General features: G+C 51.5%; 23 protein-coding genes, 1 other RNA gene and 1 other annotated feature. Of the genes, 20 read left to right on the forward strand and 4 right to left on the reverse strand.

The window, feature by feature from the left end; genetic code table 11:
- Nucleotides 1-398 precede the first annotated feature (398 nt).
- The 10 genes from EKM83_RS05395 to mprF all read left to right on the forward strand — a co-directional run bounded on the left by EKM83_RS05395 (nt 399) and on the right by mprF (nt 8,333).
- Nucleotides 399-968, forward strand: a complete 570-nt coding sequence (locus EKM83_RS05395) for a sigma-70 family RNA polymerase sigma factor (RefSeq protein ID WP_125575613.1) — start codon at nt 399-401, stop codon at nt 966-968.
- Nucleotides 969-1,043: 75 nt separating this feature from the next.
- On the forward strand, nt 1,044-1,193 hold the full coding sequence (gene rpmG, locus EKM83_RS05400; protein WP_082153174.1) for a 50S ribosomal protein L33: 150 nt from the start codon (nt 1,044-1,046) through the stop codon (nt 1,191-1,193).
- Nucleotides 1,194-1,235: 42 nt separating this feature from the next.
- Entirely contained in the window at nt 1,236-1,412 is a 177-nt protein-coding gene (gene secE, locus EKM83_RS05405; RefSeq protein WP_125575614.1) for a preprotein translocase subunit SecE, read from the forward strand.
- Between the two features lie 124 nt (nt 1,413-1,536).
- Nucleotides 1,537-2,088 carry a transcription termination/antitermination protein NusG gene (gene nusG / locus EKM83_RS05410; RefSeq protein ID WP_125575615.1) on the forward strand — a complete coding sequence of 184 codons (552 nt, stop codon included), beginning with the start codon at nt 1,537-1,539 and terminating at the stop codon, nt 2,086-2,088.
- A gap of 159 nt (nt 2,089-2,247) precedes the next feature.
- The gene (gene rplK, locus EKM83_RS05415; protein ID WP_020088139.1) at nt 2,248-2,673 is read left to right on the forward strand and encodes a 50S ribosomal protein L11; all 426 of its coding nucleotides are present in this window, start codon (nt 2,248-2,250) and stop codon (nt 2,671-2,673) included.
- Between the two features lie 98 nt (nt 2,674-2,771).
- Nucleotides 2,772-3,470, forward strand: a complete 699-nt coding sequence (gene rplA, locus EKM83_RS05420) for a 50S ribosomal protein L1 (protein WP_125575616.1) — start codon at nt 2,772-2,774, stop codon at nt 3,468-3,470.
- Nucleotides 3,471-3,540: 70 nt separating this feature from the next.
- Nucleotides 3,541-3,665, forward strand: a sequence feature (ribosomal protein L10 leader region).
- Nucleotides 3,666-3,689: 24 nt separating this feature from the next.
- Entirely contained in the window at nt 3,690-4,196 is a 507-nt protein-coding gene (rplJ, locus tag EKM83_RS05425; RefSeq protein WP_125575617.1) for a 50S ribosomal protein L10, read from the forward strand.
- A gap of 50 nt (nt 4,197-4,246) precedes the next feature.
- Nucleotides 4,247-4,612 (forward strand): 50S ribosomal protein L7/L12, encoded by a 366-nt coding sequence (gene rplL / locus EKM83_RS05430; RefSeq protein ID WP_125575618.1) that lies wholly within the window; start codon nt 4,247-4,249, stop codon nt 4,610-4,612.
- A gap of 264 nt (nt 4,613-4,876) precedes the next feature.
- Nucleotides 4,877-5,476: an NADPH-dependent FMN reductase gene (locus EKM83_RS05435; RefSeq protein WP_125575619.1), complete on the forward strand. Its 600-nt coding sequence runs from the start codon at nt 4,877-4,879 to the stop codon at nt 5,474-5,476.
- A gap of 247 nt (nt 5,477-5,723) precedes the next feature.
- Nucleotides 5,724-8,333, forward strand: a complete 2,610-nt coding sequence (gene mprF, locus EKM83_RS05440) for a bifunctional lysylphosphatidylglycerol flippase/synthetase MprF (RefSeq protein WP_125575620.1) — start codon at nt 5,724-5,726, stop codon at nt 8,331-8,333.
- Nucleotides 8,334-9,102: 769 nt separating this feature from the next.
- On the opposite strand, the gene EKM83_RS05445 is transcribed toward mprF, so the two are convergent.
- Nucleotides 9,103-9,681 carry an LOG family protein gene (locus tag EKM83_RS05445; RefSeq protein WP_125575621.1) on the reverse strand — a complete coding sequence of 193 codons (579 nt, stop codon included), beginning with the start codon at nt 9,679-9,681 and terminating at the stop codon, nt 9,103-9,105.
- Between the two features lie 181 nt (nt 9,682-9,862).
- On the opposite strand from EKM83_RS05445, the gene EKM83_RS05450 reads away from it, so the two are divergent.
- Entirely contained in the window at nt 9,863-10,765 is a 903-nt protein-coding gene (locus EKM83_RS05450) for a 3-hydroxyacyl-CoA dehydrogenase (protein ID WP_125575622.1), read from the forward strand.
- A gap of 173 nt (nt 10,766-10,938) precedes the next feature.
- On the opposite strand, the gene nrdF is transcribed toward EKM83_RS05450, so the two are convergent.
- The 3 genes from nrdF to EKM83_RS05465 all read right to left on the reverse strand — a co-directional run bounded on the left by nrdF (nt 10,939) and on the right by EKM83_RS05465 (nt 14,475).
- Nucleotides 10,939-11,934, reverse strand: coding sequence for a class 1b ribonucleoside-diphosphate reductase subunit beta (gene nrdF / locus EKM83_RS05455; RefSeq protein ID WP_125575623.1), 996 nt, complete (start codon nt 11,932-11,934; stop codon nt 10,939-10,941).
- A 38-nt stretch (nt 11,935-11,972) separates the two neighbouring features.
- On the reverse strand, nt 11,973-14,138 hold the full coding sequence (gene nrdE / locus EKM83_RS05460; RefSeq protein WP_125575624.1) for a class 1b ribonucleoside-diphosphate reductase subunit alpha: 2,166 nt from the start codon (nt 14,136-14,138) through the stop codon (nt 11,973-11,975).
- 109 nt (nt 14,139-14,247) lie between these two features.
- The gene (locus EKM83_RS05465; protein ID WP_125575625.1) at nt 14,248-14,475 is read right to left on the reverse strand and encodes a redoxin NrdH; all 228 of its coding nucleotides are present in this window, start codon (nt 14,473-14,475) and stop codon (nt 14,248-14,250) included.
- 199 nt (nt 14,476-14,674) lie between these two features.
- On the opposite strand from EKM83_RS05465, the gene EKM83_RS05470 reads away from it, so the two are divergent.
- The 9 genes from EKM83_RS05470 (at nt 14,675) to EKM83_RS05510 (ending at nt 21,176) form a co-directional block, all read left to right on the forward strand.
- Nucleotides 14,675-15,277, forward strand: coding sequence for a class I SAM-dependent methyltransferase (locus EKM83_RS05470; RefSeq protein ID WP_125575626.1), 603 nt, complete (start codon nt 14,675-14,677; stop codon nt 15,275-15,277).
- 24 nt (nt 15,278-15,301) lie between these two features.
- The gene (gene tadA / locus EKM83_RS05475) at nt 15,302-15,832 is read left to right on the forward strand and encodes a tRNA adenosine(34) deaminase TadA (protein WP_125575627.1); all 531 of its coding nucleotides are present in this window, start codon (nt 15,302-15,304) and stop codon (nt 15,830-15,832) included.
- Nucleotides 15,833-15,885: 53 nt separating this feature from the next.
- Nucleotides 15,886-15,972: signal recognition particle sRNA small type (ffs, locus tag EKM83_RS05480), an RNA gene on the forward strand.
- 586 nt (nt 15,973-16,558) lie between these two features.
- Nucleotides 16,559-18,307 (forward strand): DNA polymerase III subunit gamma/tau, encoded by a 1,749-nt coding sequence (gene dnaX, locus EKM83_RS05485; protein ID WP_125575628.1) that lies wholly within the window; start codon nt 16,559-16,561, stop codon nt 18,305-18,307.
- A 22-nt stretch (nt 18,308-18,329) separates the two neighbouring features.
- Entirely contained in the window at nt 18,330-18,647 is a 318-nt protein-coding gene (locus EKM83_RS05490; protein WP_125575629.1) for a YbaB/EbfC family nucleoid-associated protein, read from the forward strand.
- A gap of 21 nt (nt 18,648-18,668) precedes the next feature.
- Nucleotides 18,669-19,268, forward strand: a complete 600-nt coding sequence (recR, locus tag EKM83_RS05495; protein ID WP_125575630.1) for a recombination mediator RecR — start codon at nt 18,669-18,671, stop codon at nt 19,266-19,268.
- Nucleotides 19,269-19,282: 14 nt separating this feature from the next.
- Entirely contained in the window at nt 19,283-19,534 is a 252-nt protein-coding gene (locus tag EKM83_RS05500; RefSeq protein WP_125575631.1) for a YaaL family protein, read from the forward strand.
- A gap of 641 nt (nt 19,535-20,175) precedes the next feature.
- The gene (tmk, locus tag EKM83_RS05505) at nt 20,176-20,820 is read left to right on the forward strand and encodes a dTMP kinase (RefSeq protein ID WP_125575632.1); all 645 of its coding nucleotides are present in this window, start codon (nt 20,176-20,178) and stop codon (nt 20,818-20,820) included.
- Between the two features lie 26 nt (nt 20,821-20,846).
- A complete protein-coding gene (locus tag EKM83_RS05510) occupies nt 20,847-21,176 on the forward strand; it encodes a cyclic-di-AMP receptor (RefSeq protein WP_125575633.1) in 330 nt (109 codons plus the stop codon).
- Nucleotides 21,177-21,182 lie beyond the last annotated feature (6 nt).

A 21,182-nucleotide genomic window follows, 5' to 3' on the forward strand; every position in this document is an offset into this window, starting at 1 on the left:
GCGGTTTCGGCAAGGCTTCAAAGCGAACCGGAAGCCCGTTCCTCAGGCTGGAGGTGTTCCCCATAGCAGGCGGAACCCTGGCTGACGCAGGCCTTGGTTTTACTAGTTCTAGTGGACAAAACGCTGTCGCTCGGGGAGTCAAGACATTAATTCAACTTTCAACCTTTAGACAACAGCCTTTAACTGGAGAGTTTCGCCCACAAATGGCTAAACCGGCGATGGCTGACAACCACAACCATAGCCTAGAGCTTCGCGTAACGGTAGGCGGCCAGCAGACACTAAATCATGGTGATCAACCGGTTTATAACAAAATAAATTGCCCATTAAACGAGCGTTCGCTATGGCTCGGTGGTGACCTCCCGTAGACTGAAAAGACTACGTAAAGGGAGGCGTTACCCGTGTTTGATTTGTCCGATGATGACTTGATCGACTTGCTCCGCCAAGACCTGGATTCACCCGCATTGCTGATTTTATTTGAGCGCTACCACCCCGTGTTGCAACGCATCCAAAAGCAGTATTTCATTCCAGGCTATGAACAAGCAGACTGGGATCAAGAGGCCCTGTTGGTTCTGTGCAGCACGGTGCAGCGCTTCAACCGCGAGTTATCGCGGAGCTTCGGGGCGTTTTATCGGCTGCGGTTGCGTCATCGGGTCTTTGATTTGATTCGACAAAGTCAGGCATTGAAGCGACAACTGTTGCAGCAATCGCTGTCGTTAGAGGCCGAGGCGGAGTATTTTGCCGATACGTTATCGGATCAGCGTTGGTTGTTACGGGAACAGCTCGAGGCTAAAGAGGCGGTATATCAAGTCTTACCTCGGTTATCACCGGTCGAACACGGCGTTTTTCATGGCATTTTGACCGGGCAATCTCTACATGCCATCAGCCAGCAACAAAATTTGACCGTGCCACAAGTCCAAGCAGCGTCGCACCGCAGCCAGGCGAAGTTACGCGAACTGCTCGCGGAATGATTGACGGGGAGGGCAAACGATGGTAAGCTACTACAGTATGAGTGACGCTAGGTTTTAATAAAAGGTGGTGGCAAGATGGCTCAACGGAAAATTGCCTTGGCTTGTTCAGTTTGCGGGTCGCGGAATTATACCATCACCGCAAGTGCGACCCGCACCAAGCGACTAGAGGTTATGAAATTTTGTAAATACTGTGGTAAACACACATTACACCGTGAAACCCGTTAATTTGACGTCAATGACAAACACTAATTTTAGGGAGGCAACACCATGCGTTTAATCCGTTTCTTCAAATCGGTCGGAGCCGAAATGAAACAAGTTTCTTGGCCCGGCGTTAAGCAGACCCGGCATGATACTGGTACTGTGATTGGCATCTCAGTTCTGTTCGCAATCTTCTTTGCGGTCGTGGACTGGGTCGTACAATATGGCTTAAAGTTCCTCTCCTAGTGGAATTGTCAGTAGTCAAATCACGTAAAATATGCTATATTAGTTGGTAACAGGGAACTTCGTGTACACGGAGTTTTTTTATTTTGCTCGAAAAGTCAATGATATTAAAAGGAGTGCACCAAACATGGTTGAGTCAGCTGAAAAGCAATGGTACGTTCTTCACACCTACGCGGGTTACGAGAACAAGGTTATGGCAAACTTGGAATCCCGGGCCGAATCAATGGGGATGCAAGACAACATCTTCCGCGTGGTTGTGCCGGAAGAAGAGGAACACGAAGTTAAGAACGGTAAGGACAAGGTCACGATGGAAAAGACCTTCCCTGGCTACGTCTTAGTGGAAATGGTGATGAGTGACCAAGCTTGGTACATCGTCCGGAACACGCCTGGTGTTACTGGGTTCTTAGGGTCTCATGGGCAAGGAAGTAAGCCAACGCCACTGTTGCCTGACGAAGTGGAACGCATCTTGCGGCGGGTCGGTATTTCTGCGCGGCACGCGGATCTGGACGTGGCGCCTGGCGATTCCGTGACGATCGTGGACGGTGCCTTCAGTGGCTTAGTCGGGAAGATTACCGAAGTTGACAACGAAAAGATGAAGTTGAAGGTCAACATCGACATGTTCGGTCGTGAAACCAGTACTGAACTGAACTTCGACCAAGTCGATCCAATTCTGAAGTAGGACCGGCATCACAGTTTTCGCAATGTTTTCAGAAAAGAACTTGTTGCGGTTAGTAAAGTGTGGTATGATTCTCAGGTATGCGTGACGCATATGCACAAAGTGGGAGGGGCAAACTAACAGCCCCACTTACCACACACGGACTCAAGGAGGTATTGTCTCGTGGCTAAAAAAGTAGCTAATGTCGTTAAATTACAAATTCCTGCGGGTAAAGCAACCCCAGCTCCCCCAGTTGGACCAGCTTTAGGTCAAGCAGGTATCAACATCATGGGCTTCACTAAGGAATTCAACGCTCGTACCGCTGACCAAGCTGGTATGATCATTCCTGTTGTGATCAGTGTCTATGAAGATCGTTCCTTTGATTTCATCACCAAGACCCCTCCAGCAGCAACTCTGTTGAAGAAGGCTGCTGGTGTTGAAAGTGGTTCCGGCGAACCTAACACGAAGAAGGTTGCTACTGTAACCAAGGATCAAGTTAAGCAAATCGCTGAAACTAAAATGCAAGATCTAAACGCAGCTGACGTTGAAGCAGCTATGCGCATGATTGAAGGTACTGCCCGGAGCATGGGCTTCACGGTCGAAGGTTAAGCTCAGTTTTCGGATAGTCGGACACTTCACGAAAATGAAATGTGTCAAGTGGGAGGTTTATCCGTTACAACCACATTTGCAAGGAGGAATACACAAAAATGGCTCACAAACGAGGTAAGAATTATCAAGACGCTGCCAAAATGGTCGAGGCTGACAAGGTCTACACTATGGGCGACGCTGTTGATTTAGTTAAGAAGATGGATTTCGCTAAGTTCGATGCAACTGTTGAAGTTGCTTTCAAGCTTAACGTTGATACGAAGCAAGCGGACCAACAACTCCGTGGCGCATTAGTATTACCAAATGGTACCGGTAAGGAAACCACGGTAATCGTATTCGCTAAGGGTGATCAAGCTAAGGCTGCACAAGCTGCCGGTGCTGACGTTGTTGGCGACCAAGACTTAGTTGAACGTATCCAAGACGGCTGGTTAGACTTTGACGTTGCCATCGCAACGCCAGACATGATGGCCCAAGTTGGTCGTTTAGGTCGGGTCTTAGGTCCTAAGGGCTTAATGCCTAACCCTAAGACGGGTACGGTTACGATGAACGTCGAAAAGGCCGTTTCCGATGCTAAGAATGGTCAAGTTACCTACCGGACTGACCGTGACGGTAACGTCGCTGTTCCTTTTGGTAAGGTTTCCTTTGATGCTGACAAGCTTGCCGGCAACTTGAAGACCATTGCTGAAACGATTGTTCGTATTCGCCCAGCCGCTGTGCGTGGGACTTACGTTCAACACGTTTCAATTTCTTCAACGTTCGGCCCTAGTGTCGACGTTGACTTGGCTTCCTTATTAGCCTAAGTTAATTAGAAATAAAAAAATCCCTAACAATTCATTGACAGCAATGTCGAAGTATTGTATGCTATTGAAGTTGTATTTAATAGATCTACCTAAGACTCAGGTGGCCTAATGGTCTTAATTTCCTGCCGAGGCAGAAGTTTACTTAAACTTTTGACTCCTTATGTCTTGGTGGCATAGGGATTTTTTTATCCCACCAAACTACTCCGGGAGGTGAACAATTTGAGTGAACAAGCTATTGCAATTAAAGCTAAAAAGGTTGATGAGGTTGTTGAAAAATTCAACAACGCCACCAGTGCTATCGTGGTTGACTACCGTGGTTTAACCGTTGAACAAGTAACGGACTTACGGAAGCAATTACGTGACGCCGGCGTTCAAATGAACGTCATCAAGAACAAGGTTTTGGTCCGGGCTGCAGAAAAGGCTGGCTACGAAGGTTTAAACGAACTCTTCGCTGGTCCTACTGCCGTTGCTTTCTCTGACGAGGATCCAATCGCCCCAGCTAAAGTTTTGAAGAAGTTTGCAGATAGTGTTGACGCCCTTGAAATCAAGGGTGGTTACATCGAAGACAAGATCATGTCTATCGACGAAATCAACACCTACGCAACGTTGCCTAGCCGTGAAGACCTGCTCTCTATGCTGGCTAATGTCTTACAAGCACCAGTACGGAACGTGGCTTACGCTGTTAAGGCGATTGCTGACAAGGGTGACGAAGGCGACGCAGCCTAAGTCCCTGATTGAAACATAAATATAAAACCCAATTATTGGAGGAAAATAACATGGCTTTTGATAAAGATGCTATCATCGCTTCTCTTAAAGAAGCATCCATTACTGACCTTAACGACTTAGTTAAGGGTATCGAAGACGAATTCGGCGTATCCGCTGCTGCCCCAGTTGCTGCAGCCGGTGCTGCTGGTGGCGACGCTGCTGCCAAGGATTCATTCGACGTTGAATTAACTGAATCTGGTGACGCCAAGGTTAAGGCCATCAAGGCTGTCCGTGAAATCACTGGTTTAGGTTTGAAGGACGCTAAGGGTCTTGTTGACAACGTACCATCTGTCATCAAGGAAGGCGTTTCTGAAGACGAAGCTAACGACATCAAGGAAAAGCTTGAAGCCGTTGGTGGTACTGTTACGCTTAAGTAATGACGTACTAAAAACGAACCGTTGCCTTCGGGTGACGGTTTTTTTTGCGTAAAAATAAGCGCAGAACCAACTGTCTTGGGACGCGCCAGGACCTGAGAGATCAACCGTCAGCGAACCAAGTGCCACGCCACGTTGTGATAGGTGTAGGTGACCGTGCGGCAATTCACTTACTTTTAGTTATCAAATGATTAATTAGTTTTTATTGTAATTAGTTAACCCGTATGTTATAGTTGGCTTTGTCAATGAAAATAGGAGGCCACAAACATGACAGTAAAAATTGGAGTAATTTTAGGAACGACGCGGACAAACTCACTCGGGGGCCGGCTCTTTCAGTATCTTCAGCGGTCTTTGGCAACGACCGACGTGACGTACACGTGGATCGACTTGCAAGACTACCCGTTACCGCTGTATGACCATGCCGAGACGCCATTGTCTGAACCCATTCAGCATTTGGCCGCACCGGAGAAACGCTGGTTAGATGTGTTGGCCGATCAGGATGGTTACCTCATCTTGAGTCCCGAATACGATCACGCCATTCCTGGTAGTCTCAAGAATGCGTTGGACTTCGTGGGCCCCGAAGTGGCAGCCAAGCCAGTTCAAATCGTGACCTACTCCAAGTACAGTGACGGCGGTATGTTGGCGGCGGCCTCCTTTGTCGGCATCCTCCAAATGCTGAAGATGCTGGTCTTGCCGACACCAGTTCTGTTGTGGAATGCCGAACCCAACTTTACGGCGGCTGGGGAACTGGTACCTGACGCAGCTAACAGCGCTCATTTCGCGCAACGCCTGGTCGCGGCCGCCGATGAGCTACGCCACTACGCTCAGATTACTAAGGACCACCCGTATACTGGGCTGAACAATTAGATTAAGGCAGAACCTGCGTCAGTCAGGCTGCTCGGTCGATTGTTTACGCCGTTAAATATTATCCGAAGCCTTAAAATTCGCGTAAGGCCGCCGAAAGTTGTGGGCGGTCTTGCGCCTTTTTGGTATGCTGGTAGCAGATACGGTTGTTGTTAAGTGGACAAATTAACCGCGTCCTTCAGCGGGGTTAAGATTGTTCTTTGCCAGCCAGCTTGCGATAATGAAGAACTACGGGGAGGGGTCAATCATTATGGGGAAAAGATTGTGGGGGAGTATACAGAAACACCTAACGTTAATTAAAGGCATTTTTATCTTTTCGATTTTAATTTTTGTGATTCAAATGGTCGGGCACATTGCCCATGAGGTCAGTGGTGAACAGCTTCAGGCGGAACTGGCCTCCCTTGATACCGGGACGTTTATCCTACTTCTAGTCTGTGGCTTCATCGCCGTCTTGCCCATGTTGATCTATGATTTTTCAATCGTGCAATTTTTACCGGGCAAGTTTTCACGCGGTTATGTCATCCGTAGTGGGTGGACCACCAACACCTTTACCAATTTGGCTGGGATGGGCGGTCTATTGGGGGCCAGTTTGCGCGCGAATTTTTATGCCAAATCAGCCACCAAGAAACAGGTCGTCTACGCCATCTCGAAGATTGCGCTCTTCTTATTGGCTGGGCTGTCGCTGTTGTGTTGGGTAGCGTTGGTCTGCTTATTTGGGTTCGACATCGGCGCGCCATTCCGGGGTTACTGGTTTTGGCTACTGGGTGGTGGTCTGTATTTTCCAGTGGTCTTCATCTTTACCCGCATTAGCGACAGCGAATTCTTTCGCGACCTGACGTGGCGCCGTGAAGGGATCCTCATCCTCGGTTCCAGCTTGGAGTGGGGGAGCTGCGCGCTGTTCTTCCTCCTGATTGGCTGGGCCTTGCGGTTACCGATTCCGCTGGCAGCGGTCTTTCCCATGTTCGTCGTCGCTTCGGTGGCAGGGGTCGTCTCGATGATCCCCGGGGGCTTGGGTTCTTTTGACGTCTTCATGATCATTGGTTTAGGCTTTCTGGGCGTCAGTCGCGCGGATGCCACGGGCTGGCTGTTGTTGTATCGACTGTTCTACTACCTGCTCCCATTTGGCGTGGGGGTCGGCTTTTTCATCCACGATGTCGGTCGGCGGGTGAACGGGTTCTTAAATGGTCTGCCGGTGGCGACACTGCGGCGGGCGGCCCATTTATTCGTGACCATCTTCATGTACTTTTCGGGCGTGATGATGCTGCTGTTTGCCACGATTCCGGACGTGGTCTTGGCTAACCGCTTTTACCTCCGTTTGGTGCCCTACATGTTTTACTTCCTGAGCCAAATCACCAACATCGTGATGGCTTTTCTACTGATTGGTCTGGCTCGCGGCGTAGGGGCGCGGGTGAAACGAGCCTACTGGCCGACTCTGGTCGTCTTGGTCGTGGCCATAGGCGTGACGTTGTGGCGGGAGAATTTCCCCGTCAGCCTCGCCATCTTACTGGGGCTAGTCCTGGCCTGCTTGATCTTTGCTCGGCCTGAGCTCTACCGAACTGGCTTTCACTACTCGTGGGGCGGCCTACTGGTGGACGGCGTGATTTACGTGGGGACCTTCGTGTTGTACACCATCTTGGGTCTTTCCAGTTTTCAAGGGAGCCATCACCGGCCATTTTTGCCGAGCGCTTGGCTCCTGCCATCGACGCAGGTCTGGCTGACCGGTTTAGGGAGCCTACTAGCCGCGCTGCTGATTTTGATTGGCATTTACCGGTACTTGGCCGCCCCCAAGCCACAATGGCTCCACGCGCCTTACGATGCGCCGAGGATGCGGGCAATTATTACCAAATTCGGCGGCAATGAAGTCAGCCACTTGGCCTTCTTGCGTGATAAACGGGCGTACTTCTACCAAGCTGACGGCGCGGACCAGCTGTTCTTGTTGTTCCGCCAAAAGGCCGACAAGTTGTTGGTGATGGGCGAGCCGATTGGTAATCAAGACTATTTAACGCCGGCATTGCAGGCCTTCATGCACGACGCCAATCAGGCCGGTTTGCGCCCCGTCTTTTACGAAATCAGTGAATCATTGACGTTGCGGCTCCATGAAATGGGCTTTGACTTCATCAAGGTGGGCGAAGAAGGGCACGTCGATCTGGCGACCTTCAGCCTCGCAGGCAAGGCGCACCGGGGAGAACGCGCCTTGATCAACAAGTTTAAACGCGAGGGGTACCAATTTGACCTGCTCCAACCGCCGCTGAGTGACGCGCAATTCCAGGAACTCAAGGCCATCTCGGATTCGTGGCTGCATGACGAAACGGAAAAGGGCTTCTCCATGGGCTTCTTCGACCGAGACTACCTGAATGAGGCGCCAGTGGCGGTCATGAAAAATGCGGCCGGTGAGCTGGTGGCCTTTGCCAATCTCATGCCGACCGGTGACCATCGCATGACGTCCATCGACTTGATGCGGGCCAGCCGCGAGGCACCGTCTGGGATTATGGATGGTCTGTTCGTTTATCTATTTGAGACTTGCCGGGAGACCGGCTATCTGAGCTTTAACTTGGGGATGGCGCCGCTAGCCAACGTCGGGGTCTCCGAGTTCAGCTTCATTGAAGAACGAGCTGCCCATTTGATCTATCAGTACGGTTCGAACTTCTACAGTTTCCAAGGCTTGCGTGCGTACAAGGAAAAATACGTGACCGACTGGGAGCCGAAATACCTGGCTTACCGGCGTCGGCAGTCACTGATCTTCAGCATGCTCCAACTGATGTCCGTGATCAATCAATGGTCACCGGTGGGCGTGCGGGTGGCCCCCAAGTGGTTCAGCCACTGGGTCACCGATGAGGTTCGTTGGCAAAATCATGGGTAAGTAAATGAGAGTGGGACAAAAGGCGGTTAGGCGGCGAGCATTAAGGCTGATAACCGAATAATCCCGGGCTTGGATTGTTTGGTTATCAGTTTTAAGCGGAACCGGCTGCCTTTTGGCGCACGTTTCGGCCATTTAAAGTTGGCGCAAAATGGGTCTGGGATGTTTTGTCCCAGGCCCATTTTAATTTAGAGGATGAAAGTAGCATTAACGCGGTAGTTCCCGGAACGACAGTGTGCTGTCCACTAAAACTAGCGAAACCAGAGGCCTGCGTCAGCCAGGGTTCCGCCTGCTCTGGGGAACACCTCCAGCCTGAGGATTGGTCTTCCGGTTCGCTTGAAAGTCTGGCAAGGACCGCCAGACTCCCAAGTCGTCCCACGCTGTAGGCTGAGGCAAAACCTCAGCCAACACCGTCGTCACAGCTGGCTCCACCCTGGCTGCCTCCGGCGGGGTTGCTGATTATCAGCAACATGGCGTTAGGTAACAGTTGCTAAATCAGCTGTTATCTGGGGCTAAGCAGCTTGTTACTAGCACACACTCTAGTAGCCGAGAGTCCGTCAAATATGGGTTCAGCCGTGGGAGTTGCCTTAGCGGCGCGGTTCATGCCGCTTAGACAACTGGCGTCTTTGAGACGTGGGTTTCCGGCTCAAAGCGAGGCCGAGACCGTTTCTCAGGCTCGGTCCGGTCCGCCCACCGCGTTCCAACCCATAGTTGGCGGACGGTAGGCGGCCAGCCCAAACTACGAAGCTGTCAACGACTAATTTTCACGCCATTAGTTGGTGTACTTGAATGGCAGCTGGTGGTGGAAATTGGCGAAGCCGCTAAAGATATCGTCGATAGTCGCCGCGTCGATGAACAGATTCATGTTTTCTTGGGGCGCAAAGCCAGCGTCACAGCTATTTTGCATCATCGTGACCAACGGATCGTAGTAGTGGTCGATATTAAAGAGGGCGATGGGCTTTTGATGAACGTTGATCTGGCTCCAAGACAGCATGGTCGTGAACTCTTCAAAGGTGCCAAAGCCTCCTGGTAACACGATAAAGGCATCGGACTGGCGGAGCATTTCGTCCTTGCGTTCATCCATGGTGCTGGTCTCTAACAGGGTGGTGATGTCTGTCTTGGCCAGACCGAGTTCACTCAAGAAAGTCGGGATGATGCCGATGACCTGGCCCCCGGCCGCCATGGTGGCACTGGCCACCGCGCCCATTAAGCCTTCCTTACCGCCACCGTAGACCAGTGGATGACCATTGTCGGCTAAGTATTTGCCTAAAGCGTTCGTTTGTGCGAGAAATTGTGGATCGTACCCGTGGTTGGACCCGCAGAAGACGCAGACATTTTTAATCGTTGGCAAGTAAAAGACCCCCAAAGTTTAGTGTTTAAAATTAGTATACCGCAAAAAGGATGGGCTACCACTTGGTTTTGGCCCTTAGTTAGGTATTTCCCCTAACCGGGTGACCTGAATGGTGGTGTGCCGCGCAACTGCGTATGCTGGGGAGCATGTAAAAGCTAATTAGTAGGGAGGATGACACGCAATGAAGTTTAAGAAGATCGTGGTGGCTGGTGGCGGATCGCTGGGCAGTCAGATTGCTTATCAAATTGCCTATAGTGGGTTTCAGGTCGTTATTGAGGATGTCAATGCGGCGGCCATTGCTGCGACCAAACGGCGTTTAGCCACTTGGAACTTGTCCTATGCGCAAGCGAAGAACGCAACGCCCGCTGTCATCTTTGATACGAATGAACGGATCAGTTTTGCGACGGACCTGGAGACCGCGGTCGAGGATGCCGACCTGGTCATTGAGGCGGTACCCGAGGTCGCGACCATCAAGCAGGCATTCTACGCCGAACTGGCCAAAGTCGCGCCAGCACAGACCGTGTTTGCGACGAATTCCGCGACGATGGTGCCTAGCCAATTCGCGGCGATCACCGGGCGACCAGCCAAATTTTTGGCCATCCACTTCATGGACCATATTTGGGAAAATGGGTTGGCCGAGGTCATGGGGCATGCCGGCACTGATCCAGCGGTCTTCCACCGGGTCTGCCATTTCGTTCATCAGATTGGCCTCGTGCCGATTGAAGTCAAACGAGAGCACCCGGGCTACGTGCTCTCGGCCATGTTACTGCCATTTGTGAATACGGCGTTAACGTTGTGGGTTCACGGGGTTGCGGAGCCCCAAGCCATCGACCGGGCCTGGATGATTGCGACTGGCGCGTCCATGGGGCCGTTTGGCATTTTAGATGAGATTGGTCTGCGCCAAGTCTACCAATTGTTGTTAGCGACCAGTGGCGAACCGGGCAAGGGGTATCTGGTAGATGTCGCCCACAAGCTCAAGTGTGAGCTGCTGGACCAACAAAAATTTGGCCAGGAAAATCAGCGGGGCTTTTACACTTATCCAGTGCCAGCGTTTGCGTCGGCCAAGTTCCTGACGGCGGGGTGACGGTCGGCGGCCAGTCCGCACTACGAAGCTGTAAACGCCTGATTTTTACGCCACGAGTCGTGTGGTGGCAATACTCCTAGCTGATTTTCATTTTTAAACCTTTAAACAAACTACCAAGACGCAAAAAAGGATTTGGGCGCGACACGCTCAAATCCTTTTTTGCTGACATCGAATTACTTACTAGGGTCATCCGGATCTGCGGGCTCACCAATGTTGTAGTCGTCATTGTTCATGGCTTCGACGTTTCCCAACAGGTAACCGTTACCGACCTGCGAGAAGAAGTCGTGGTTGGCCGTGGACGTGGAAATCCCGTTCATGACCACGGGGTCGACGTCTTCGGCCGTATCGGGGAACAGGGGATCTTGGCCCAAGTTCATCAGGGCCTTGTTGGCGTTATAGCGAATGAACGTCAACACCTTGTCTGACCAGCCAATTTGGTCGTAGAGGGTGTGGGTGTACTTTTCCTCGTTGGCGTAGAGCTTGTAGAGAAAGTCGTACATCCAGTCCTTCATGGCCTGTTGTTCGTTGTCGGTCAGTTCTTTCATGCCCAGTTGGAACTTGTAGCCGATGTAGGTGCCGTGCACAGACTCATCGCGCAAGATCAGCTTGATGATCTCGGCCACGTTGTTTAACTTGTTGTGCCCCAGGTAGTACAGCGGCGTGAAGAAGCCGGAGTAGAACAGGAAGGTTTCCAGAAAGACGCTGGAAATTTTCTTCTTTAGGGGGTGCTCATCGTCGTGGTACAAATCATAGATGCGCTTAGTTTTGTTTTGCAGAAATTCCTCGGAATCGCTCCATTGGAAAATTTCGTCGATTTCATCCGGCGTGTTCAGCGTGGAGAAAATGGTGGAGTAACTCTTTGCGTGCACGGATTCCATGAATTGAATGTTGTTTAAGACCGCCGTTTCGTGGGGCGTCCGGACATCGCGCCGCAACGCTGCCATCCCGTCTTGGGACTGGAGCGTATCCAGCAAGGTCAAGCCACCAAAGACGTGGCCTACGGCCCATTGGTGGTCGGTGTCTAGCGTTCGCCAGTCATCCAAGTCGTTGGAGACGGGGATCCGCGTGTCTAACCAAAATTGCTCGGTGAGTTTTTCCCACGTTGCCTTGTCGATTTCATCTGAGACTTGATTCCAATTGATTGCGTTATAATTTTCAGTTCTTGCCAATGACACCCACTCCTTTTTCGTTTCCTGACTTGCGCTGGCTAAATGACACAGCTTTCACATTGGTTGGCGCCGACTTCGTTGTTGTCGTCGGTGAAGGTCCGCACGTAGTACAGCGACTTGATGCCCTTACGGTAGGCGTAGTTGCGCAGGATACTCAGGTCACGCGTCGTCATCTTATCTGTGCGGCCGTTCTTCCATTCGTACAGGCCGGTTGGAATCGTGGAGCGCATGAACAGCGTCAGGCTCATCCCTTGGTCCACGTGTTTTTGGGCAGCGGCGTAGACGTCAATAACGCGGCGCATGTCGGTGTCGTAAGCAGATTTGTAGTAAGGCATGGTGTCGTTATCCAGGTATGGCGCTGGGTAGTAGATCTTCCCAATCGTCTTTTCCTGGCGTTCCTCGATCCGGTTGATGATGGGGTGGAGACTCGCGGTGGTGTCGTTGATGTATGAAATGGAGCCGTTCGGTGCCACGGCCATCCGGTTTTGGTGATACAAGCCGTCGCGCATGACGTCCGCCTTCAAGGCCGCCCAGTCTTCAGGGGACGGTAGCCAAATGTTGGCGAAGAGTCCCTGGACTTTTTCACTGCTAGGGCGCCAGTCAGTCTCGGTGTAGCGGTCGAAATAGGTGCCAGACGCGTAGGTACTCTTCTCAAAGTTGTGGAACGTTTCGTGGCGTTCCTTGGCAATTTGATTGGAAGCTTTGAGCGTCCAGTAATTCAGCAGCATGAAGTAAACGCTGGTGAAGGCGATACTGTCTTTGGAGCCGTACATCATGTGGTTCTTGGCAAAGTAGCTGTGAAGCCCCATGGCACCCAGGCCAATCGTGTGGGCCAGCCGGTTGCCTTTTTGAATTGAGGGGACCACGTCGATGTCGGAGTGATCCGTGACAAAGGTCAAGGCCCGGACCATGGTTTCTACGGAATGACCGAAATCAGGTGCCGCCATCAGGTTCACAATATTTGTGGAGCCGAGGTTACACGAAATGTCGGTACCTTTTTGAATGTATTCTTGTTGGTTGTTAACGGTCGATGGCGTTTGGACCTGCATGATTTCTGAGCACAAATTACTCATCACGATGCGGCCGTCGATCGGGTTCTCACGGTTAGCCGTGTCAATGTTGACGATGTAAGGGTAACCGGATTCTTGTTGGAGCTTGCCGATGTCCGTTTCCAGGTCGCGGGCCTTGAGCTTCTTCTTACGGATATCCGGGTTGGCAACCATATTGTCGTATTCCTTGGTGATATCGACGTAGGAGAAGGGCTTGCCGTAGATGCGTTCGACATCGTAGGGACTAAATAAGTACATGTCCGCGTCAGCCGCACACAACTCGTAGAACTTGTCGGGAACCGTAACGCCCAGGGACAAGGTCTTCAAACGAATCTTTTCGTCGGCGTTTTCCTTTTTGGCACTCAAAAAAGCCACGATGTCTGGATGGAACACGCTGAGGTAGACCACGCCGGCCCCTTGCCGTTGGCCCAATTGGTTAGAATAAGAAAAGCTGTCTTCCAGTAATTTCATGACGGGGACGACACCGGAAGCGGCGCCCTCGATGTGCTTGATGGGATCGCCAGCCCCGCGCAGGTTGGATAGGCTAATGCCGACCCCGCCACCGATGCGGGAGAGCTGTAGCGCAGAGTTGATGGTCCGGCCGATGGTGTTCATGTCGTCGGTCGATTGGATCAGAAAACATGAGACCAATTCACCGCGCCGAGACCGCCCGGCATTCAAGAAGCTGGGGGTAGCGGGTTGGTAGCGTTGATGAATGATTTCATCGGCGAGATCATGGGCCAGTTGTTGGTCGCCATCCGCAAAGTCCAGCGCGTTCATGGCCACCCGGTCGATGAAGTTTTCCAGGTAGTAGTCGTTATCATCTGTCTTCAAGGCGTATTGAGCATAAAATTTATAAGCGGCCATGAAGGATTTGAAATGAAAATTCTGAGCCCGCAAGTAGGCGTAGAGGTCTTCGATGAAGCTCATTGGGTAAGCGTCGATCACGTGCTTTTCGACGTAGTTGTTGGCAATCAAGAAGTCGAAACGCTCCTGTAGGGACGCAAAGGTCTTGGTATTGGGAATCACATTTTCCTTGAGGAAGGCCTGCAAAGCTTCCTGGTCCTTGTTCAACGGAATCTGACCGTTCACGGGGATGTTAATTTCGTTATTTAAATCATAATACGTGACGTCGGTTAGGTCTTTTAAACTCATACTAGTCAACTCTTTCTAGGTTAGAATGCGCAAGTGTCAAATAAAAATGGCGCCACCGTGCAAAACACGACATCGCCAAAAAACAATTCTGGACCAACTCAAAAAGAGTCTAGCCCGCGATTTGCGTTAATTGATCTGGCCGGAAGCCATAAAAGGCCGGGTGACCAGAAGCCTCAACAACGGGAACGGCTTGAAAACCCTTCTCCTTGAGGTATGTCACATATTCGGGATTCTGGTTAATATTACGTTCTTCAAAATCCACGTTGTGTTCACTCAGAAAACGCTTTGTCATCTTGCACTGCATACAATTGTTCTTGGAATAAACGGTTACTTTCATTGTTGCCACTTCCTCATCAATTTCAATATCAATGAGTACAGTTTACACCAGCCAGCGAAAATTACAATCAAAAAAGACACCATATTTGGTAGTTGATACATACAATAACTACCAAATATGGTGTCTCAGCGAATAAACTTTTTTTATTAGCCACCAGGAAGTATCTACGGTAAAATAAGAGGTAAAGGTGGCGGAGAAATTGACTAATCACTATTATACACAAAATCCAGACGTTTTACACGAGGAACATCATTGGCCGTTTACCCTCTTAGGCAACGAATTGTTGTTTACCACCGACAACGGTGTTTTTTCCAAAAACAGGGTGGACTATGGGTCCCGGGCGTTACTCAACGCTTTTAATGCGGACAAGACGCCGGCTGGTCCTTGGTTGGACCTGGGCACCGGGTATGGGCCAATCGGCTTGGCACTGGCAAAGAAGTGGCCTGATCGTCAGGTGACCATGGTCGATGTCAACGAGTTGGCACTGAGCTTGGCACGACAAAATGCGGTGGCGAACCAGATCGACAACGTGGAGATCAAGACGTCTGACGTCTATGCCAACATCACGGAGCGTTACGCGGCTATCGTTACGAATCCACCGGTTCGGGCCGGTAAGCAGGTCGTCACGGCCATGTTGACGGGCGCGAAGGACCATCTGTTGCCCGGTGGGACGTTGACGGTCGTCTTGCAGAAGAAGCAAGGGGCGCCATCGGCGGAAAAAACCATGCAAGCAACGTTTGGTAACTGTACCAACATTAAAAAGGATAAGGGCTATTACATTTTAGAGAGTACGCTGGCCTAACGAAGTAGAAAGGAAGGGGTCTGGATGCGCGATCAGCATTATACGGGCCGGCAACGCCATTACATGGAAGAGGCCCTCTTCGAAGCAGACCAGGCAGCCTTGATCGGCGAGGTCCCCATCGGTGCGGTCATCGTCCACGACAACCAAATCGTGGGTCGGGGGCATAACTTGCGGGAACACGGCAACGACGCCACTATGCACGCGGAGGTCCGAGCCATTGAAGAGGCTTGTGGGACCTTGAAAAGCTGGCGACTAGAAGATTGCCAGCTGTATGTGACGATTGAACCGTGCCTGATGTGTAGCGGAGCCATCATCAATTCCCGGATTCCCGAAGTCTTTTACGGCGCGCGGGACCCTAAGGCTGGTGCGGTCGATAGCCTCTACGAAACGCTCACCGACAGTCGGTTGAACCACACGGTCACGGTGCACGAAGGCTTGCTGGCTAAGGACGCGGGGGAACGCATGGTGCAGTTCTTCCGGGCGGCCCGGGTGCGGCAAAAGGCCCGCAAGAAAGCACGGCGGGCAGCGGCCCAAGCCGGCCCAAGCCGAAAATGAGAAGACGCTAGACAACCAGAAAAAAGCATGATACACTAGTACTTGCCGTTAAGGCCTTGAAGCAAGGGTGGGCTTACGAATCGTGTCAGGTCCGGAAGGAAGCAGCACTAAGTTTGTTTCGCTTTGTGCTTCAAGTTTATGAGATTATAACAACTCCTAGTCGCTGGACTGGGAGTTTTTTTATACCACCCGCTAACGCACTTGCAACCGGCTTACCCAGTCAATGATGGCTTGTCGGGCTAGCGTCAACGAGGTATGGTTGACGTCGCCAATCAGCTAGTGACGAAGTGATCGGCTAATGCGATGATTTTATCGGTATTTAGTTAGCGACTGCTTGTCATTGACAGTTTGATTATTTAATGGAAGAAATGATAGTGTTTGTTGGCTGAAAATGAGGGTCGCGCCTCTCTGTGGCAGGTGACACACCTGACAGCCGTAGACAATTGGTTTAAGCTATTTCGGTGAACAGTGGATTACGGCAACTGGCTGGTTTGCGAATACCTGGATTAATTTTGCGTAAATCTACTAGTCAATCCGTGACAGCGACTACCGAAAAAGGCTATAATATTAATCAGCGAATTTAGTAATGAACAGGCGGTTATCAGCCTTAAGCGAAACCAGCTACCTTTGGCGCAGGTTTCCGCTATTTAAAGTTGGTGCACAGAAGAGTTTGGGCGGTTTTGTCCCAAACTCCGCAAAGAATTATGAACGAAAGGAACGGATTGCATGGCTTATCAAGCACTTTACCGGGTTTGGCGGCCCCAACGATTTGAGGATATGATTGGGCAAGAAGTCATTACCCGGACCTTGAAGAACGCCATTACGACGAATCAGATCAGCCACGCTTATCTTTTTGCGGGTCCCCGGGGAACTGGGAAGACCTCGGCAGCCAAGATTTTTGCCAAGGCCATCAACTGCCATCATCAACAAGATGGCGAGCCCTGCAACGAATGTGAGACCTGTAAGGCCATTACGGCGGGGACTTTAAACGATGTCATCGAAATCGATGCCGCCTCGAACAACGGGGTCGAAGAGATTCGTGACATCCGGGACAAGGTCAAGTATGCGCCCACGGTTGCCGACTACAAGGTCTACATCATTGATGAAGTGCACATGCTGTCGACGGGGGCGTTTAACGCCCTACTGAAAACGTTGGAAGAGCCACCGGCTAACGTGATCTTTATCCTGGCGACCACGGAACCCCACAAGATTCCCGCCACGATTATTTCTCGGACCCAGCGATTTGATTTCAAACGCATCGCGGCCAATGACAGCTACAATCGGATGATCTACATTCTGGATCAAAAGGGCGTCACCTACGACGAGCAGGCCGTGAAGGTGATTGCCAAAGCAGCCGAAGGGGGAATGCGGGATGCGTTGAGTATCCTGGATCAGGCGTTGTCCTTTGGCGATAACGAAATTACCCTGGATAATGCGCTGCTCGTGACGGGGAGTGTGACCCACGAACTGTTGGCTACCTACGTGCAACAGGTGCTGGGCGGCGACACCAAGGCGGCCTTAGCGACGTTGCAGTCCGTGTTGGAAGCCGGTAAGGACGCGGAGCGCTTCACTGAAGACCTGATCAGCTATGCCCGGGACCTGCTATTGTACCAACAGGCGCCACAGCTAGTTGAAGAAGCCGAGATGGGTAGCGTCAGCGAGGACTTCCAGCAACTGGCCAAGCAGACGCCAGCGCAAACGATGTACGCAATGATCAACGAACTCAATGCGATTCAGCAGCAGATGCGTTTCACTACGCACCCGGACGTTTATTTGGAAATCTTGACCATTAAATTGGCCGAGATTGGCCGGCAAAATGGGGCGCCGCAAGCGACACCTAGCGCGACTCCAACTGCGGCGGCTGCGACACCGAGTGCGCCGGCGGCTAGTTCATTAGCATTGACGGCCTTGCAACACGAGGTCGATCAACTGAAGAGCACGGTCAAGCAATTAGAGCAGACACCGGTCGCGGCGAAACCAGCGGCTAAACCGCGAATGACGAAGAAGGCGCCCGCCAAGGAAGTCAACTTGGCTAAAATCTATCCGGTCTTGGGCGCCGCTACCCGCGAGAAGCTCAATCAACTCCAAGAAGTCTGGCCAGACGTGCTGGATAGCCTGTCGATCACGCAACGCGCGGTCATGAAGGTCTCCCAACCGGTCGCTGCGGCCGATTCAGGGGTGATTGTCGCCTTTGACTACGCCTTCTTGTATCAACGAGCCACGTCTGATCATGAATTGACGGACGCGTTGGAGAACGGCTTAGACCGGATGATTGGCACGGCGTTACCCGTCGTGTTTGTGCCGAAGGAGGATTGGCCAGTGATCCGGAAGAATTATTTGACAGCCCACAAGGATGAGCTGCAGAATAATCACGCCGGGGCGGCGGAAGAACCCGCCAAACCAGCGGCCAATCCGGTCGTCACTAAGGCCGAAGAATTATTTGGTAAAGATGTTGTTGATGTGAAAAACGATTAAAACCTTGAAAGGATGACGAACAATGCGGAACATGGGTAATATGGGTAGTATGATGAAACAAATGCGGCAAATGCAAAAGAAGATGGCTGAGGATCAAGCCAACTTGAATGCGCAGACCTTCACCGGCGTCTCACCAGATAGTATGGTCCAAGCGACCTTTACTGGGGAACGGAAGATGACCGACCTGACCATCAAGCCAGAAGCCATCGACCCCGACGATCCCGACATGTTGGCCGACTTAGTCTTAGCCGCTGTCAACGATGCCTTGGACCAAGTGGAAACGGCGACGAAACAATCCTTAGGGAAGTACACACAAGGCATGAACATTCCCGGGATGTAATTTAGAAAGGACGTTGAGACCATGCAATATCCAGAACCGATTGCGCAGCTGATCGACAGCTACATGAAGCTGCCGGGCATCGGCCAAAAGTCAGCGACGCGGCTGGCCTTCTTCACGATTGATATGCAAGAAGATGACGTTAAGGCGTTTTCTAAAGCGCTGGTCTCAGCTAAAAAGGACCTGCATTTTTGCTCGATCTGTGGCAACATCACGGAGAGTGACCCGTGCACCATTTGCGCTGATAAGACGCGGGACCAGACCCACGTGTTAGTGGTCGAACAGGCCAAGGACATCATGGTCATGGAAAAGATGAAGGAATACCACGGCCTGTATCACGTTTTGCACGGGGTCATGTCGCCCATCGAGGGCAAGGGCCCAGAAGACCTGAACATCACCAGCCTGATCAACCGGCTACAGAGCAATCCCGCTATCAAGGAAGTCATCATCGCCACGAACGCGACGCCAGAAGGGGAAGCCACGGCGATGTACTTGTCACGGTTGATCAAGCCGGCGGGAATCAAGGTAACCCGCTTAGCTCACGGTTTGTCCGTGGGGAGCGACATTGAATACGCGGATGAGATGACCCTGTTTAAGGCGGTTGAAGGCCGGACGGAAATGTAAGGAGGGGCTTGGGCATGTTTGGACGAAAGAAACGGCAACTCTCACGGTTAAAGGCAGTTTATGATGACCAATTACTGGTGACCATTGATAACGCCAAGGATCGTTGGGACCACGCCAAACAAACGGAAGAAGCCATTGCGGATGCCGATAATCAAATGACGGCCAACACGGCGTTAGCACGACAAACGTACCTCTTCTTGTACCGCGAAGCACGGCGGCGTCAAGTGAAAGGCAAGCACATTTCCGCGGCAGTATTTCGAGATTAGCTGAATACCAAGTAGGGGCGGACTAGAAGTGGTTTTCTGGTGCGCCTTTTGCTTGTGATGGAGCGGCGCGTCTTCGCGTGGACAAAACTAACGGGAAGCCGGCGCGGCAATAGACATCAATTCTGAATTCAAGTACAATGTAACTATCAAGCTAAAGATTGAAAGATAAAAATCAGTTGATCATGCGACTCATGTGTTAAGTCTGATCGTCCATGGTTTTGTAGCGTGAACTGGCCGCCTACCGTTCGTCAAAGATGGGTTGGAACGCGGTGGGCGGACCGGTCGAGCCAAAGTGCGGTCTCGACCTCGCTTTGAGCCGAAAACCACGTCTCAAAGACGCCAGTTCCCTAAACGCCCAAGACCGCCGTTAAGGGAACTCCCACGGCTGAACCCATATTTGACGAACTCTCGGCTACAAGACTGATAGTCAGCAACGGTTAGTTTAATTCGCGATAACAACTGATTTGTCAGTTGTCTTGGGGTTAACGTCGTATTTCGGATAGCTACCAATTTGCCGGAATCCCTGACTGACGCAGGCTCCTGGTTTCGCTGATTTTAGTGGACAGAATACTGACGTTTCAAGAAGTAACGCGTTAATTTTGCTTTCAATACTTTAGTATCAAACAAAAATGGGGTCGAGTATGTTGTCAGGAACGTTTATTAGTTTTGAAGGACCCGACGGCGCCGGGAAGACCAGCGCGCTGCAGGCCATTACCGCAGAAATCGCGCCTGCCTTGGGCGACCGGTTGACGATTACCAGAGAACCGGGGGGCAATCCCATTTCCGAGAGCATTCGGTCAATCATTTTAGACCGGGCCAATACGGCGATGGATTACCGAACGGAAGCCCTCTTGTATGCGGCAGCGCGGCGGCAGCACTTGGCCCAAACGATTCTCCCTGCATTAGCGGCGGACAAATTGGTGCTTTGCGACCGTTACGTCGATAGTTCGGTGGCCTACCAAGGGGCCGGACGAGAAATCGGGGAGGCAGCGGTTGCCCAAATGAATGAGTTCGCGACCGATGGGTTACTACCGGAGCTCACGATTTACTTTGATGTGCCGGCTGAGGTCGGCCTGCGCCGCATTCAAGCACACCGTGACCCGCAAAAGGTCGATCGGCTCGATGTCGAACAGACGGCCTTTCATGACCGGGTCCGGGCGGCTTATTTGAAGCTACAAGCTGCGCACCCCGACCGCATTAAATTGATCGACGCCACGCAGGACCCGGCCACTGTGGTCGCGCAGTCCTTGGCTTTGATCAAACAGACCGCACACGCTTACTTTTAACATCGGCATAAAGGGAGGAACCCAGTATGAAATTATTAATCGCCATTGTTCAGGATAAAGACGCGAATCGCTTGAGTAATCAATTTATTGACCACGACATTCGGGCGACCCGCTTGTCGACGACCGGGGGTTTTTTGAAGTCCGGGAACACGACATTTATGATTGGTCTGGAAGATGACCGGGTCGACGAAGTGTTGAACATGATCAAAGAAGCCAGCCATACGCGTCAACAGTTCATGACGCCACCCGTTAATTTGGATGCGCAATTGGACAGCACGTCGTCTTACCCCGTTGAAGTGCAAGTCGGTGGGGCCACGGTGTTCGTGATGCCAGTGGATCAGTTTCACCAGTTTTAGGGGGTC

Source organism: Levilactobacillus angrenensis (assembly GCF_003946085.1).
Taxonomy (GTDB): domain Bacteria; phylum Bacillota; class Bacilli; order Lactobacillales; family Lactobacillaceae; genus Levilactobacillus; species Levilactobacillus angrenensis.